12 protein-coding genes and 1 tRNA gene are annotated in these 14,885 nt (G+C 63.7%); 6 read left to right on the top strand and 7 right to left on the bottom strand.

The features are described 5' to 3' along the window. Positions 1–55 precede the first annotated feature (55 nt). From D2E24_RS01770 to D2E24_RS01755, 4 genes are all read left to right on the top strand, one after another. Positions 56–1,039, top strand: a complete 984-nt coding sequence (locus D2E24_RS01770; protein ID WP_125967601.1) for a carbohydrate ABC transporter permease — start codon at positions 56–58, stop codon at positions 1,037–1,039. Next, positions 1,036–1,986 (top strand): carbohydrate ABC transporter permease, encoded by a 951-nt coding sequence (locus tag D2E24_RS01765; protein ID WP_125967600.1) that lies wholly within the window; start codon positions 1,036–1,038, stop codon positions 1,984–1,986. The genes D2E24_RS01770 and D2E24_RS01765 overlap by 4 nt, the downstream gene beginning before the upstream one ends. A 72-nt stretch (positions 1,987–2,058) precedes the next feature. Beyond that, entirely contained in the window at positions 2,059–4,311 is a 2,253-nt protein-coding gene (gene gnpA / locus D2E24_RS01760; RefSeq protein ID WP_125967599.1) for a 1,3-beta-galactosyl-N-acetylhexosamine phosphorylase, read from the top strand. Positions 4,312–4,990: 679 nt separating this feature from the next. After that, positions 4,991–6,301 carry a putative ABC transporter permease gene (locus D2E24_RS01755; protein ID WP_125967598.1) on the top strand — a complete coding sequence of 437 codons (1,311 nt, stop codon included), beginning with the start codon at positions 4,991–4,993 and terminating at the stop codon, positions 6,299–6,301. Positions 6,302–6,465: 164 nt separating this feature from the next. Here the strand turns inward: D2E24_RS01755 and D2E24_RS01750 are convergent, their stop codons facing one another. The 6 genes from D2E24_RS01750 to D2E24_RS01725 all read right to left on the bottom strand — a co-directional run bounded on the left by D2E24_RS01750 (position 6,466) and on the right by D2E24_RS01725 (position 12,364). Further along, entirely contained in the window at positions 6,466–7,227 is a 762-nt protein-coding gene (locus D2E24_RS01750) for a hypothetical protein (protein ID WP_125967597.1), read from the bottom strand. Between the two features lie 566 nt (positions 7,228–7,793). Beyond that, positions 7,794–9,443, bottom strand: coding sequence for an ABC transporter ATP-binding protein (locus tag D2E24_RS01745; RefSeq protein WP_241222797.1), 1,650 nt, complete (start codon positions 9,441–9,443; stop codon positions 7,794–7,796). Further along, a complete protein-coding gene (locus D2E24_RS01740; protein ID WP_125967596.1) occupies positions 9,440–10,195 on the bottom strand; it encodes an energy-coupling factor transporter transmembrane component T family protein in 756 nt (251 codons plus the stop codon). The genes D2E24_RS01745 and D2E24_RS01740 overlap by 4 nt, the downstream gene beginning before the upstream one ends. A gap of 238 nt (positions 10,196–10,433) precedes the next feature. Further along, positions 10,434–11,159 (bottom strand): MptD family putative ECF transporter S component, encoded by a 726-nt coding sequence (locus D2E24_RS01735; RefSeq protein ID WP_125967595.1) that lies wholly within the window; start codon positions 11,157–11,159, stop codon positions 10,434–10,436. A gap of 487 nt (positions 11,160–11,646) precedes the next feature. Then, entirely contained in the window at positions 11,647–11,925 is a 279-nt protein-coding gene (locus tag D2E24_RS01730) for a glutaredoxin family protein (RefSeq protein WP_125967594.1), read from the bottom strand. A gap of 363 nt (positions 11,926–12,288) precedes the next feature. Next, positions 12,289–12,364 (bottom strand) — tRNA-Lys (locus D2E24_RS01725). A 346-nt stretch (positions 12,365–12,710) separates the two neighbouring features. Here D2E24_RS01725 and D2E24_RS01720 point away from each other — a divergent pair. Together D2E24_RS01720 and D2E24_RS01715 are read left to right on the top strand one after the other, a co-directional pair. Next, on the top strand, positions 12,711–13,220 hold the full coding sequence (locus D2E24_RS01720) for a helix-turn-helix domain-containing protein (protein WP_125967593.1): 510 nt from the start codon (positions 12,711–12,713) through the stop codon (positions 13,218–13,220). A gap of 29 nt (positions 13,221–13,249) precedes the next feature. Then, positions 13,250–13,819, top strand: coding sequence for a PIN domain-containing protein (locus D2E24_RS01715; RefSeq protein ID WP_125967592.1), 570 nt, complete (start codon positions 13,250–13,252; stop codon positions 13,817–13,819). A gap of 75 nt (positions 13,820–13,894) precedes the next feature. On the opposite strand, the gene D2E24_RS01710 is transcribed toward D2E24_RS01715, so the two are convergent. Then, complete coding sequence (locus D2E24_RS01710) at positions 13,895–14,839, bottom strand: glycosyltransferase family 2 protein (protein ID WP_125967591.1); 945 nt, start codon at positions 14,837–14,839, stop codon at positions 13,895–13,897. Between the last annotated feature and the right edge of the window lie 46 nt (positions 14,840–14,885).

Here is a 14,885-nt window from a genome sequence, read left to right as displayed (position 1 = left end):
CCACCAACCACCGGCGCCTTCGAGGAGGAACGGCGTCGTCGCGAAAGGGTTTGTCATGTCCTCATCATCCACGACCCACGCCGCCGGAAAACACGGCGCCGGGTCCGCAACGGCGGCGAAACGCACGCGCTCCGACGCTGAAAAGCGCGAAAGCCGCACCGGCTGGGCCTTCATGGCGCCGTTCGGCATCATGTTCGCCCTCGTCTTCGTCCTGCCCATCTGCTGGGCGATCTACAACAGCTTCTTCCGTCAGGTCTCCGAAGGCGGCGGCGCATTCGGCGGCGGCGAACTGGTCAACAAGTTCGTCGGACTGGAGAACTTCAAGTATGCGATCACCTCCGAGGCCTTCTGGGCCGGTGTCGGACGCGTGCTCATCTACACCCTCATCCAGGTGCCGATCATGATCATCGGCGCGCTGGCGCTGGCCATGCTGCTCGACTCGTTCATCGTCAAGCACATCACCGGCTTCCGCCTCGGCTACTTCCTGCCCTACGCCATCCCCGGCGTCGTCGCCTCCATCATCTGGATGTTCCTCTACAACGGCCAGATCTCGCCGATCGTCAAGGGACTCGCGTCGCTCGGCATCGACGTCGACTTCTTCAACAAGAACATCGTGCTCGGGTCGATGGCCAACATCACCACCTGGACATTCACCGGCTACAACATGCTCATCTTCCTGGCCGCCCTCCAGGCGATTCCGCATGAGCTGTACGAGGCCGCCCGCATCGACGGCGCCAACGGCTTCCAGATCGCGATGCGCATCAAGCTGCCGAACGTGCGCGCCGCCGCCCTGCTGGCCATGCTGCTGTCGATCGTCGGCACGATCCAGCTGTTCAATGAGCCGCAGGTCATGTCGAACGCCGACCCGGGCATCTCGAAATCGTATACGCCGATGATGATGGCCCTCAACACCTCGCAGGGCACCCTGACCCCGGGCGGTGACGGACCCGCCTCGGCCATCGCCATCGTCATGGCGCTCATCGCCGGCATCCTCGCCGCGATCTACGCCATCGTCGAAAGGAAGGTGAACGCAGAATGAGCACGATGACCAAGGAGGACCGCGCCGCGATGCGCGCCCGCAGGAAGGCCGACCGCATTCGCGACTCCCACGCCAACGACCTGCCGCGCTCCATGCAGGCGTCCACGCCCGTCAAGGTGCTGACCATCGCCATTCTCGTCCTGGCGCTGCTCTACTTCCTGTTCCCGATCTACTGGGCGATCATCGCATCCACCAAGACGCCGGCGCAGATGACCGGCAGCAACGGCCTGTGGTTCGCCGTGGGCCTGTCCGACCTGCCCGACGCTATCGCCACGAACTACAGCAAGCTGCTCGGCTGGACGCGCGGCCAGTTCTGGCGCTGGGTCCTCAACTCGCTCATCTACTCGGGCGTCTCCGCCGCGATCGGCACGCTCGTGTCCGTCATGGCCGGCTACGCGACCGCGAAGTTCAACTTCCGCGGCAAGAACGTCGCCATCGGCGTGGTCATGGGCTGCATGCTCATGCCGGCCGCCCTGCTGACCATCCCGCAGTACTCGATCTTCCACATGCTGCACCTGACCAACACGATGCTGTCGATCATCATCCCGTGCTGCGTGTCCCCGTTCGGATTCTTCCTGGGCCGCGTGTACGCGCAGACGTCCGTCCCCAACGAGCTGCTCGAAGCGGCCCGCATCGACGGCGCCGGCGAGGCGAGGACGTTCTTCACAATCGTGCTGCGCATCCTCGCGCCGGCGATGGTGACGATCTTCCTGTTCCTGTTCGTCGCGACCTGGAACAACTTCCTGCTGCCGCTCATGATGATCTCGTCCGACGAGCTCAAGCCAGTCACGCTCGGCCTGTACGGCATGGTCTCCCTGTCCACGTTCAACGACCGCGGCGCCCTGATGATGGGCGCGCTGCTGGGCGTGCTGCCGGTGATCGTGCTCTTCCTCGGCCTCCAGCGCTACTGGCAGGCCGGCCTCGCCGCCGGCTCCGTCAAGGGCTGATCCATTCCGGGCTCCCCGCCCCGGCGCGGGGAGCCTCCAACATCATACGTATACAAAGGAGTACACCCAGCAATGACCACCACCGGACGCTTCACCCTCCCCAGCGAGGAGAACTTCGCCGACAAGACCAAGGAACTGGCCGCCCTGTGGGGCGCCGATGCGATCCGCAACTCCGACGGCACCCATCTGGACGAGGACGTTCTCTCCCTCGGCAAGAAGATCTACAGCGCCTACTTCCCGACCCGCGCCCACAACGAGTGGATCACGCTGCACATGGACGAGACACCGCAGGTCTACCTGCTCACCCAGCGCGTCCTCGCCGAGACCGACACCGTCACCATCGACCTCATGGCCACGTTCTACGAGGAGCAGCTCACCCCCAACTACGACGCCGACCCGGCCAGGTACTGGGAGGTCATCGACCGCACCACCGGCGAGATCGTCGACCCGGAGCGCTGGCGCGTGGACACCGCCACGCACACCGTCACCGTCGAGGGCGCCGAGCCGATGCACGAGTACACGGTCTCGTTCCTCGCGTACATCATCTGGGATCCGGTCGAGATGTACAACCATCTGACCAACGACTGGGGCGACAAGGAACACGAGATCCCGTTCGACATCTACCATCCCGCCACCCGCCAGTTCGTGATGGACACGTTCGGCAAGTGGCTCGCCGACAACCCGCAGGTCGACGTGGTGCGCTTCACCACGTTCTTCTACCAGTTCACCCTCATCTTCGACCAGAAGCACCGCGAGAAGGTCGTCGACTGGTTCGGCTGCTCGTGCACCGTGTCGCCGCGCGCCCTCGACGACTTCGAGGAGCGCTACGGCTACCGTCTGCGCCCCGAGGACTTCGTGGACGGCGGCTGCTACAACTCCGCGTGGCGCGTGCCGCGCAAGGAGCAGCGCGACTGGATCGACTTCCTGAGCGGATTCGTGCGTGAGAACGTGAAGGTCATGGCCGACATGGCGCACGAGGCCGGCAAGGAGGCGATGATGTTCCTCGGCGACCAGTGGATCGGCACCGAACCGTACAAGGACGGCTTCGACGAGCTGGGCCTGGACGCGGTCGTCGGCTCCATCGGCGACGGCACCACCACGCGCATGATCGCCGACATCCCCGGCGTCAAGTACACCGAAGGCCGCTTCCTGCCGTACTTCTTCCCCGACACGTTCTACGAGGGCAACGATCCGAGCATCGAGGCGCGCGACAACTGGCGCAAGGCCCGCCGCGCCATCCTGCGCTCGCCCATCGCGCGCATGGGCTACGGCGGCTACCTGTCGCTGGCCGCGAAGTTCCCCAAGTTCGTCGAATCCGTCGAACACATCGCCGACGAATTCCGCGACATCCACGAACGCACCGGCGGCGAGGCCGCCGAAGGCGAGCTCGAAGTCGCGATCCTCAACTCGTGGGGCCGCATGCGCTCGTGGATGGCGTACACCGTCGCCCACGCGCTGCCCAACAAGCAGACGTACTCGTACTACGGCATCCTCGAAGCACTGTCCGGCATGCGCGTCAACGTGCGGTTCATCAGCTTCGACGACGTGCTCGAGCACGGCGTCGACGACGACATCGACGTGATCATCACCGGCGGCCCCGTCGACACCGCGTACTCCGGCGGCGACGTGTGGGCCAGGGAGCCGCGTCTGGCGGCGACCCTGCGCGCGTGGGTGCGCGGCGGCGGCGCGCTCGTCGGCGTCGGCGAACCCAGCTCCCAGTGGTGGCAGGGACGCTTCTTCCAACTGGCCGACGTGCTCGGCGTCGACCAGGAGCGCTACCAGACGCTGTCGATCGACAAGTACTTCCCGCCGGTCACGCCGGAGCACTTCATCACCGCCGACGTGCCGGTCGACGGGACGACGGCCGCCGCATGGCGCGACGCCGGCTACCGCATCCCGCTGTCGGGCTGCGGCGGCGGCCAGGGCATCGCCCCGCTGGGCGGCATCGACTTCGGCGAGCCGGTCGCCAACACGTTCCCCGTCAGCGAGGACGTGACGCTGATCCGCGCCGACAACGGCGAGGTGCAGCTCGCCGTCAACGAGTACGGCAAGGGACGCGGCGTGTACGTGTCCGGCCTGCCGTATTCGGCCGCGAACGCGAGGCTGCTGGAGCGCATCCTGTTCCACGCCAGCCGTAACGAGGACCGGTACGCGGCGTTCAGCTCGTCGAACCCCGAGTGCGAGGTCGCACGCTTCGCCAAGTCCGGCTGGTGCTGCGTGGTCAACAACACCGACCGCCCGCAGTCGACCGACGTGACACTGGACGGCGGCCGCGTCGAACACGTCGACCTCGACGACAGCGGCATCGCCTGGTTCCGCATCTAACCCTTCCCTTGCAACCTCCTCCTCTACACGGTCCCCGGTCCGGCGAGTCCCATCGCCGGACCGGGGACCGTCCCTTGTACCGCGCCTTTCCCATCCCTTCCTTTCCCACTTCCGTCTTCCGTCTTCCCACTTCCTCTTCTTTTCTGGTTTCCCCTTTCCCTTCTTTCTTCCTTCTTCCTTCTTCCCACCTCCTCCTCCTTTCTGGTTTCCCCGCCTCTTCTCCTTCCTTGCCTGCTTCATCTCGGTCGCGACTCGTACACGAGACGGGTTCCGTATACGAACGGCGACGTAAACAGCCCACTCCGCGTCGCAATCTGTAAGGGGCGCCCGGTTCACATGCGGATTGCGACGCAAACGTCCCTGCCAGCGTCGTAATCCGTAATGCAGTGGGGCGGCCCGTATGCACATACAGGTTGCGACTCGATGGGGCACATTCGCGTCGTGATTCGTATGTGGCGGACGATTCACATGCAGATTGCGACGCAAGTGACTCTCTTAGCGTCGCAACCTGCATACGACGGTCGGTCCGTCTGCGGATCGCGACGCAAACATGCGTGCCGGCGTCGTGATTCGTATATGACGGGCGGATGATGTGCGGATTGCGACACGTCCGCAGTCGCCATCCGCCGTCCGATGACGGCGGCGGCCGCCGGTAAACGGCCGCTGATAGCGTGGTAGTATGACCGAATCATCGAACGACATTCCCGAAACGACCGCGGCCGACGCCGTCGACCCCGCGGACGTCACAGCCCCGGTGGCCGCGGCCGACGCGCGGCGCACGGCCGACGGACGGCTCGTCGGCGACGTGAACGGCGACGGCGTCGTCGACATCGACGACCAGAGGCTGCCGCTCATCGCACGCATCTACGGCATCATCCTGCTCATCCAGGGCGTGTGCACGATACCGCTGATCGTGCTGGCGATCCTGTACACCGTACGCGAGGCGATCGAAGGACGACTCGACGTGGGCGCGGTCAACCTGACCGCGATCCTGAGCGGACTGTCGGCCGCCACGTCGTCGGTCGCGTTCATCGCACTCACGATCTTCGGCGTGCTGCTCATCCGTAACCATCGCAAGCATGCGGCCCGCTGGATCTACCTGCTCATCACGCTCACCATCGCCGAAGGCATGTTCACCGTCGCGCTCGACGGCCTCGGCTGGAACCTGCTCGGCCCGCTCATCCAGGCGGTCATCCTCGTGGCATTGTCCGTCACCGTCGACCCCGACCTGCGTGCGGAGCGCCGCCGCGAAACCGCCGCACGCCGCCGCGAGGACCGCGCCGCCTATGAGAAGGCGCTCGATCTGGGCATGCCCGGCCGCGACCTGACCGGCAAAGGCTACATTTCGCTCGACTTCTTCAACATCTTCTGGCTGTTCATGGTCGGCTGCGTGGCGGGCCTCATCATCGAAACCATCTACCATTTCGTCCTGTTCGGCGAATACCAGGACCGCGCCGGCCTGCTGTGGGGCCCGTTCTCGCCGATCTACGGCTGCGGCGCCGTGATCCTCACCGCCCTGCTCAACCGGCTGTGGCGGCAGAACTGGCTGCTGATCTTCTGCGCGAGCGCCGTGATCGGCGGCACGTTCGAATACTTCGTCAGCTGGTTCATGGAGGTCGCGTTCGGCATCACCGCGTGGGATTACACCGGCAAATGGCTGTCGATCGACGGGCGCACGTCGGGCAAGTACATGTTCTTCTGGGGCCTGCTGGGCCTGGCGTGGATCAAGCTGATCCTGCCGCGTCTGCTCACGCTGATCCAGCGCATTCCGTGGCGCGTCCGGTACGCGCTCACGCTCGCTTGCCTCGCGTTCATGGTGATCGACGCGGCGATGACGCTCATGGCGCTCGACGCCTGGTATTCGCGTCTCGCCGGCATCGAGGCCGACTCGCCCGTCGCGCATTTCTTCGGCGCGCATTTCGGTGACACGTTCATGGCCGACCGCTTCCAGACCATGCATCTCGATCCCGCCAAGGCCGGCCGCATGTAGCCGGGAGTTGGGTGCCGTCGCCCGGACGCTTCCATACCGCTTCCGCACGTTTGATGAGACGACACGTAATTCGGCATGGCGAACGACCCCGGCGTCCGCGTGTGTTCGCATTCCGCTGACGGATGATGACGCCGGCTCCGCTCCCGGTCGGCCCGTCAGCGGAGTCAGCGCGGCAGTTCGGTCCAGACGGGAAGCTGATGCAGGGCGCGCACGATATTGCAGCGAGCCAGCAGATCGCCCTCGGCCGCGCACATCGTCGGATACCACATGCGACGGCGCAGCCGGGCGGATCGGCCCTCGCCCTTCAGCAGCTTCGACTCGGCGCTCGCGTACTGGAAATGCAGGTGGCTGAGCAGGCCGCCGTCGGCGAGTTCGGTGCGCGACGGCATCGGATCCATCGCGATGAGCACGGCGAACGGGTCCCGTTGTTTTTCGGGCGCGTCGATAGCGTGGAACATATAGCAGGGCTTGCCTTCGAGGCCCTTGTCGATCATGTGGTCGAGCCGGTAGTCGTGGCGTCCGATCAGCTCGCCGTCGGCGCCGAGCCATGCGAGCGTGAATCCCTGCGTGACGTCGGCTGATTCGCAGCCGCTGCGGCCGACTGCCTGCTCGCATGTTTCATGCGATGTTTCACATGAAACACTCAGATTGGATGCGTGTGCCGCATCGCCTGCGGCCGGCAGCGGTGTGATGCGCCATCCGCCGATGCGTGCGCGATGCTCGTGTCCGGCGGTCCGGCACGCCCATCCCCAGAATCGCCGCGCGCTGCCGCCGAAGAACGGCAGAATATAGCGGAACGGCGATTTCCCGCCGCGCAGCGCCGTGTCCGACTCCTCCCACGCCCGGTTCAGATACGGGTCGTCGCTGTCGATCAGCGTCTCGAAGCTCGTCCATTCGCCGAGCCATTCGTCAAGCACGAACGTCATGTGCGTGTCCTTCCTTGATTAAGTCGTTTTTCGTATATCGCGGCGGGTTTCTGTACCGTTCGCGTCTCTGAGACGGTGGGGACAGCGGTTCTTTCGCGTCGCCATTCGTATGCGAACCCGCCTCCGCATACGACCGGCGACGCTGGCGGGCCGTGTTGCGTCGTCATTCGTATGCGAGTGAGGTTTCCCATACAGGCGACGACGCTGGCGGGGCGCGTCGCGTCGCAACTTGTAAACGGGAAGAGGTTCGTGTACAGGTTGCGACGCTGGTGCACTGTGTCGCGCCATTGCTCGTATGGGAGTGGTTTTCTGTACGGATAACACGTACGGATAACGACGCGGGGCGGGAATCTGCGTCGCCATCCGTATAAGAACGGGACTTCCCATACAGACGACGACGCTGAAGTGCCGTATTGCGTCGTCATTCGTATGCGGGTGAGGTTTCCCATACAGACGGCGACGCTGGCGGGCCGTATTGCGTCGCAACTCGTACACGGGGAAAGATCCGCATACAGACGGCGACGCTGGAACGCCGTGTTGCGTCGTTACCTGTATAAGCGGGCGGCCTAGCATGCGGATTCCGACGCTCCGCTGGCCGGCGATTCGCCGTCGGAACCGGCATCCGCGTCGCCGTCGAGGTCAAGGATGCGGTCGCACCAGCCGGCGGCGAGCTCCTCGTCGTGCGTGACGACCAGCACCGTCTTTCCGTCGTCGGCGAGCCGGCGCAGCAGCGCACCGACCTGCATCATGTGCTGCAGGTCGAGTCCGCTGGTCGGCTCGTCGAACACGAGCAGGTCCTTGTCGCACATCAGCGCCGACGCGATCGCCAGCCGCTGCTTCTGCCCGCCCGACAGACTCATCGGATGACGGTCGGCGACCTCCGTCAGGTCGAGCGCATCGAGGATCGCGTCGGCGCGCGCGAGCGTCGCCGCATCCGATTCGTCCTCGCCCAACAGCAGTTCCTCGCGTACGCCGTCGGCGAACAGCTGATAGTTGACGTCCTGCATGACGAGGAAGCCGGCGCGCGTCAACGCCGCCGGTTTCGCCGGCACGCCGCGCAGCAGGATCTGCCCCGACCTTGGTCGGATCAGCCCGCACAGCGTGCGCACCAGCGTGCTCTTGCCGGCGCCGTTGCGGCCCATCAGCGCGACGATCTCGCCGGGATGCAGCGCGACGTCGGGAATCGCGCGCGTGAACGCGCGACGGTACCCGACGCTCAGTCCGCGCGTCTCCACCAGCGGGCGTGCGGCGGAAGGGGAAGCCGCGGATCCGGTGGCCGGTCCGTCGCCGCCGACACGGGGGAGCCGGGCGAGTGCGGCGCGGCACGCCGTGAGGTCGAGCGGGCGCAATCCCCACGATGCGAGCCGGTCGGCGTGCATCGCGGCGAACTCGGCGGCCGTGTATTCGCCGGCGATCGCGCCGTCGTCGACCAGCACGTAGCGGTCGACCAGGTCGGCGCACCAGGCGAGCCGATGCTCGGCGATCACGACCGTCGTGCCGTCGGCGCGCAACGCGGTGACCATGTCATGCAGGTCGCGCATCGCCGCCTGATCGAGATTGCCGGTCGGCTCGTCCATGACGACGACGCGCGGGCCGAGCATCGTTGCCGCGGCGACCGCCAGCCGCTGCTTCTCGCCGCCGGACAGGGCGAACGCGCTGCGGCCGAGCAGATGTTCGACGCCGAAACGACGCGCGACATCGGCGACGCGCCGGCCGATTCCGGCCGATTCCATACCGCTGTTCTCGCACGGGAACGCCAGCTCGGACGTCGTATCCGCGTTGAAATACTGGGTCTTCGGATTCTGGAAGACGCTGCCGACCAACGGCACCAGCGCGTTGATCGCCTCGTCGGGCTGGAGTGCGGTGGGAGAGTCGGCGGAATCACTGACGGGGGATCCGGCGATGGGAACGCCGCACACGGTCGCGGAACCGGCCAGATCGCCTGCGAAGAACCCCGGCACCAGCCCGTTGAGCACGCGTGTGACGGTCGTCTTGCCGCAGCCGCTGCGCCCGCACAGCATCACGACCTCGCCCGGACGGACCGTCAGCGAGACGCGACGCAACGCCGACGGGACGGTCGGCACGGTCGGTGTGTCACCTGCCGCCGCGGGCCCGTCGTCGCGGGCATCATCCTGCGCATAGCGGAACGACAGGTCGGCAAGCCGGATGATGGGACGTTCGCCGGCGGGCAGGCCGGCCGTCATACGATCGTTCACAGTACACCTCCGATGATGCAGGCGAGCGGGACCGTCACCACCGCCATCGTCAGCCAATCCAACGTGCGCATGCGGATCGTCGTCATCGACGTATGCGCGCCCGGCAATCCCAAGCCCTTCGTCAACGCGGCGACGGACAGATCGCGCGACACGACCGTCGCATTCATCAGCAGCGGCACCAGCACATACTCCAACGACTGCAACGGATGCCGCAGCAGCGCGAACCGGCCGGCGGCGATGCCCCGCAACGCCATTGCGTCACGGATCCGACGGTAGTCCTGCGCGATCGTGGGGAAGAAGCGGATCACCACCATGCACGGCACCACCACCGACTCCGGCACGCGCATGCGACGCATCGCACACACGAACTCGGACACCGACGTGGTCGCGAACGCGTACGCGCCGGTGATGACGCACGGCAGCATCATGCGCAGACCCACCGAAACCATGCCCAGCGCATGCAGGGCGGTGACGGCGGGAGAGGGGGTGGCGCCGGCAGCGGCGGTTGCGCCGGCGGAACCGACCCCGTCCAGCGTTGCCGCATCCGACCACAGGCCCAATGCGAGCAGCACCGCATACACGGCGAGCAGGCGCACGCCCATGCGCCAGCGGCCCGCGGCGAAGACCGGCAGCAGGAACAGGCCGACCATGACCAGTTCGCCGCGCGTATCCGCATGGAAGAACAGCAGCAGATTCGCCGCCAACAGCAGAAACAGCTTGGCGCGCGGGTCAAGACGGAGGGGGAGAGGCATGGGCGGCTCGGTTTCTGGGAAGGGACTTCTGACAGGTGGAGAGGGGTGATGTGGAGTGTGGGAGCAGGGACGGGCTGTGGCGCGTGACCCGAGTCCGAGGACTGCCGGGATGCTCGGACTCAGGTCACGCTGGTCGGGCGATTTGCGTGACCTGAATCCGAGAACCGCCGGGAAACTCGGACTCAGGTCACGCGGGGGAGCAGGGCAAGGCGCGGGACAGCGCGGAAGAAGCGGGGAATCAGATGATGCCGGCCTTGGCGAAATGCTTGCGCATCATACGCTGGCCGAACCAGCCGCCCAACAGTGCGCACACCAGAATCGCCAGCATCGCCACCACGAACGACCCCATCGAAATATGCGCGAACAACGCATCGATATACGCCGCATCCTTGCCGCGCGCCTCCAACGACGCCACATACGCGTCCTTCATGAACCACAACGGCAGAATCGGACCCGTCAGACCATACGAGAACACCACATAGCTGGCGAGAATCCCCACACGGCTCCGATACCGTCCCGCTCGCGCGATCAGATCGGCCACGATCGGAAACGCCAGACTCGCCACGAACGACAGCACGAAATGACCCGACACGAACAGAAACAGACCCACTACGGCGCCCATCACCGTGATGCCGCCGAACTTGCCGACACGCGCCACCATCAGCATGTACACGCAGCCGCAGATCAGCGCCGCCACCGCCGGCAGGAAGATCGTGCCGAAACCGGCGACCAGGGCGCTCGCGAACGTGGCGATCGTGACGCACACGAAGTACAGGGCCGTGAACACGCCGATCGAGATGAGATCGGGGACGGTCAGGCGGGAGGTCTTGCGGTTGGGGGTTGCGGCGGTTGTGGTTGCGGTCACGGTCGCGGCGGATGCGGCTGCTGCGGCTGCTGCGGGGACGGCGGGCGCGGAGGATTCGGGGGAAGAAGCGGACTGGGATGCGTCGCTCGACTGGCTCATACGGACTCCATCGGGTGCGGGAATATGTGAATAGCCTCAATGTATCGGCGTTTCGCCGCCGACACAATACCTCAGATTGAGGGATTGTGTGCGGTGTCGGTTGGGACGCATCGGATGGGCCGATTCTTCTCTCAGGTGATTCTTGGGCGAGGATTTTATATGATCCGCTCGTGGTTTCTTCTCGCTGACTGCCGCTCAGCGAGACTTCCGTGCGGGTTGATCTCCGATTTGCCTCGCTGATGTTGTCTCAGTGAGGCATTCGTTTGGGTTGATCTCGGATTCTCCTCGCTGGCGGGTTCTCAGTGAGGTATCTGTATGGTTTACTCCCGGATTTGCCTCGTTGGCTGCCGTTCAGCGAGGTGTTCGTGTGGTTTGGTCGTGATTCGTCCTCGCTGACGGTCGCTGAGCGAGGATTTCATATGGTCTGCTGTTGGATTTGCCTCGCTGGCTGCCATTCCGTGAACTTCCGCGCGACTCGCCTGCCGGGTTAGGCGGGGCGACGGTCGGATGCGTAGCCGTCGGGGGTGGAGGTGCCGTCGATGCGGCGGGCGAGTTCGTGGATGAGGTCGGGGCGGTAGCCGCTCCACGACAGGTCGGGGGCGATGACGACCGGCACTTGGTCGTAGCCGGCGCGGCGGATCTGCTCGAACGTAGTCGGATTGCCGGCCAGATCGACGGTGTGGATGTCGATGCCGAGGCGCGCGAACTGGTCCACGGTCGCCTCGCATTGCGGGGACTGCGGTGTGGTGAAGACGGTGATGGTCACATGGCCTCCATTCGGGTGCATGATGCTGCATGATGCGGGTGCGTCGGCGCGGGTTCGCGGCTGGCTGCCGGTGGCCTGGGCGATGGTCGTTCGACATGCGGTTGCCGGCTGTCAACAGCTATCTAGGATACAACGCCCCATGACCGTTCGCTACTAGATATTGTGTCGAATATCTCACATTGAAGCTGTATATAGTGGTTTTCTGCGGGTTGTGGCGGTGTGATATCGGGGAGGGCGGAGTCTCCTGAGTCGTCTAGCTGTGATGCTGGGGAGGCGCGTGTCCTCGTCGGTGGCCATCGGAGAGGCGGAATCGGAGAGAAAAACGAGAAAGCCCTTGGAAACGCTGTGTTTCCAAGGGTCTGATGGTACCCCCCGTGGGATTCGAACCCACAACCCACGACTTAAAAGGACGCTGCTCTAACCGTTGAGCTAGAGGGGCAACGTCTCTAAGATACACGCCCGTATGGAACACGCCAAATGCGGCGTTGCGTTTCGGGGCGAAGGGGTGGCTGTGTGCAGATGAAGGTCTGCATGAACGGGGTGCCGTATCGGCCGATGCGGGATTGTCCGTCGAACTATCTGGTATCGGCTCTTGAGGCATAGTCGGATGCGAGAGGAGCGCACTCTTGCCTCCTGACCTGAATGATTCGACTTGTTCCGAAACGGAACGGGTTCGGATGTGCTGGGTGATGTGGTTGACTTGACGTATATTTGCGAATATTTCGTTTGCGTGTAATATTGATGGTGCTGTTCATGAAAGAAAAAAAGATGTGAGTGAGGGACTTATGGCAACGCGTAGTATTTCCAAAAATTCCACTACGTATCTTCCTAATACGGAAGATCGAAGACAGCTTATCGATATCAAGGAAGCTCTATCTGACTGTGATGCTCAATTCGATGAAATCGCCTCACAGGAGGACTTTCCTGTAGCCATGCTGAAAGTTCCCGGTCGGGATGCGCTTCCGCTGACGTCTGAACTGGCGTCCGTTCTGATGACTGTAGCCGACCAGCTTTCCCGTAACAAGGCGGTGTTCGTTGCTCCCTACGATACGCAGCTGACGACGCAGGATGCCGCTGATTTTCTTGGTATTTCCCGGCCTACGTTGGTGAAGCTGCTAGAGAATGAGGAGATTCCCTGCAAGAGAGTGGGCCGCCACCGTCGGGTGCTGCTGGCTGATTTGCAGCAGTATGCGGAGAGACAGCATGCAAAGAATATCAAGTTGTTCGATGAATTGTCCGCTGATGAGGATCCGTTGACGACGCTGGATAACCCGCTGATTTCCCAGTCTGAATAGGTTCGGTCTTTTTAGGAAAGGATTTTGCAATGAGTTTTCCCGTATTCTTCGATACCTGTGCTTTATATGGCGAACTTGTTGCTGATCTGATTCTTCGGCTCGCTGAGGGACGCTTTTATACGCCGTATTGGTCGATGGGAGTGCTCGATGAGCTGGAGCGCAACCTTGCTAAACGTATTGGTGCGGAACGCGCTGCCAGACGTGTTCATGTGATGAATTCGGCATTCCCTGACGCTGCGGTGAGCGGATACGACGGGCTGGTCGAGCGAATGACATGCGATGAAAAGGATAGACATGTTTTGGCGGCAGCGGTTCATTCCCCGGCGAGTACGTTGGTGACATTCAACCTTAAGGATTTCCCGGAGTCGTCCGTTGTGGATTTCCCTATGGAGTTGAAGCATCCAGACGACTTTCTTCTGGATGTGTTTGATCTCAGCCCGGGCCGGGTGGCACGCATCTGCTATGCGGCTCTCTGCAGCTATAAGTATCGCCCGCAGACGCCGGAGGATTATTCGGATATGCTGCAGCGTTCGGGCGTGCCTGATTTTGCGAAGAAGATATATCCCGTACTCGCAGCGCTAAGCGAGAAATCCGAGTAACCGGCAACTGGGCAACGCGCATATGTCTGTCTTGCAGCAGAGCCGCAAGCTAGACATATGCGCGTTGTTTCCCCTTCAGTGCCGCCGCAGGTAGGCGAAGCGGTTCGTGTCGGTGATGAAGGTCTTGCGGTCGTTCTTGGCGATGACGTCGAGGATGATGCCGGTGACGGCGAGCAGGAGACCCGCGATGACGAGCATGACCGCGCCGATGAGCGTGGGGAAGCGCGCCACCATGCCGGTATGCATGAACTCCATCGTGACCATCGCGCACAGGACCACGCCGATGACGCCGACGAGCGCGCCGAGTCCGCCGAAGAACGGCAGCGGCTTGTATTCGCGGATCATGCGGAAGATCGTGCTCATGACCTTGATGCCGTCGCCCACCGTGTCGAGCTTGGAGACGGAGCCTTCGGGACGGTCACGGTACTGGATGGGCATCTCGTAGAGTCGCAGGTTGTTGTTGAGCGAGTGGATGGTCATCTCGGTCTCGACTTCGAAGCCGCGCGACAGGACCGGGTAGGTCTTGACGAACGTGAAGCTGAACGCGCGATAGCCGGTCATGATGTCGGTGACGTGCGCGCCGAACAGTCCGTTGATGGATCCGCGGACGAGCCGGTTGCCGAAGTTGTGGAACGGGCGCTTGTTCTCCTGGAAGTATGTGGAGCTCAGACGGTCGCCGATGACCATGTCGTAGCCTTCGACGACCTTGGCGACCATGTCGGGTGCCGCGTCGGCCGGGTACGTGTCGTCGCCGTCGGCCATGACGTACACGTCCGCGTCGATATCCTCGAACATGGCGCGGATCACGTTGCCCTTGCCCTGACGGGGTTCCTTACGTACGACGGCCCCCTCCGCCGCCGCGATCTCAGCCGTCCGGTCGGTCGAGTTGTTGTCGTACACGTATACGGTAGCGTCGGGCAGTGCGGCGCGGAAGTCGCGCACCACCTTCCCGATCGTCACCTCCTCGTTGTAGCAGGGCAGCAGCACGGCAACGGTCGGGTTCTCGATCTTTTCAGTCATAGATAACACTATAGCCGCCGTGATGGTCCGAGGCCTTGTGGCACTT

It is taken from the genome of Bifidobacterium samirii (genome assembly GCF_003952945.1).
GTDB lineage: Bacteria > Actinomycetota > Actinomycetes > Actinomycetales > Bifidobacteriaceae > Bifidobacterium > Bifidobacterium samirii.
Note: the sequence above shows the minus strand (reverse complement) of the source record. Positions and strands in the feature narration are given on the sequence as shown.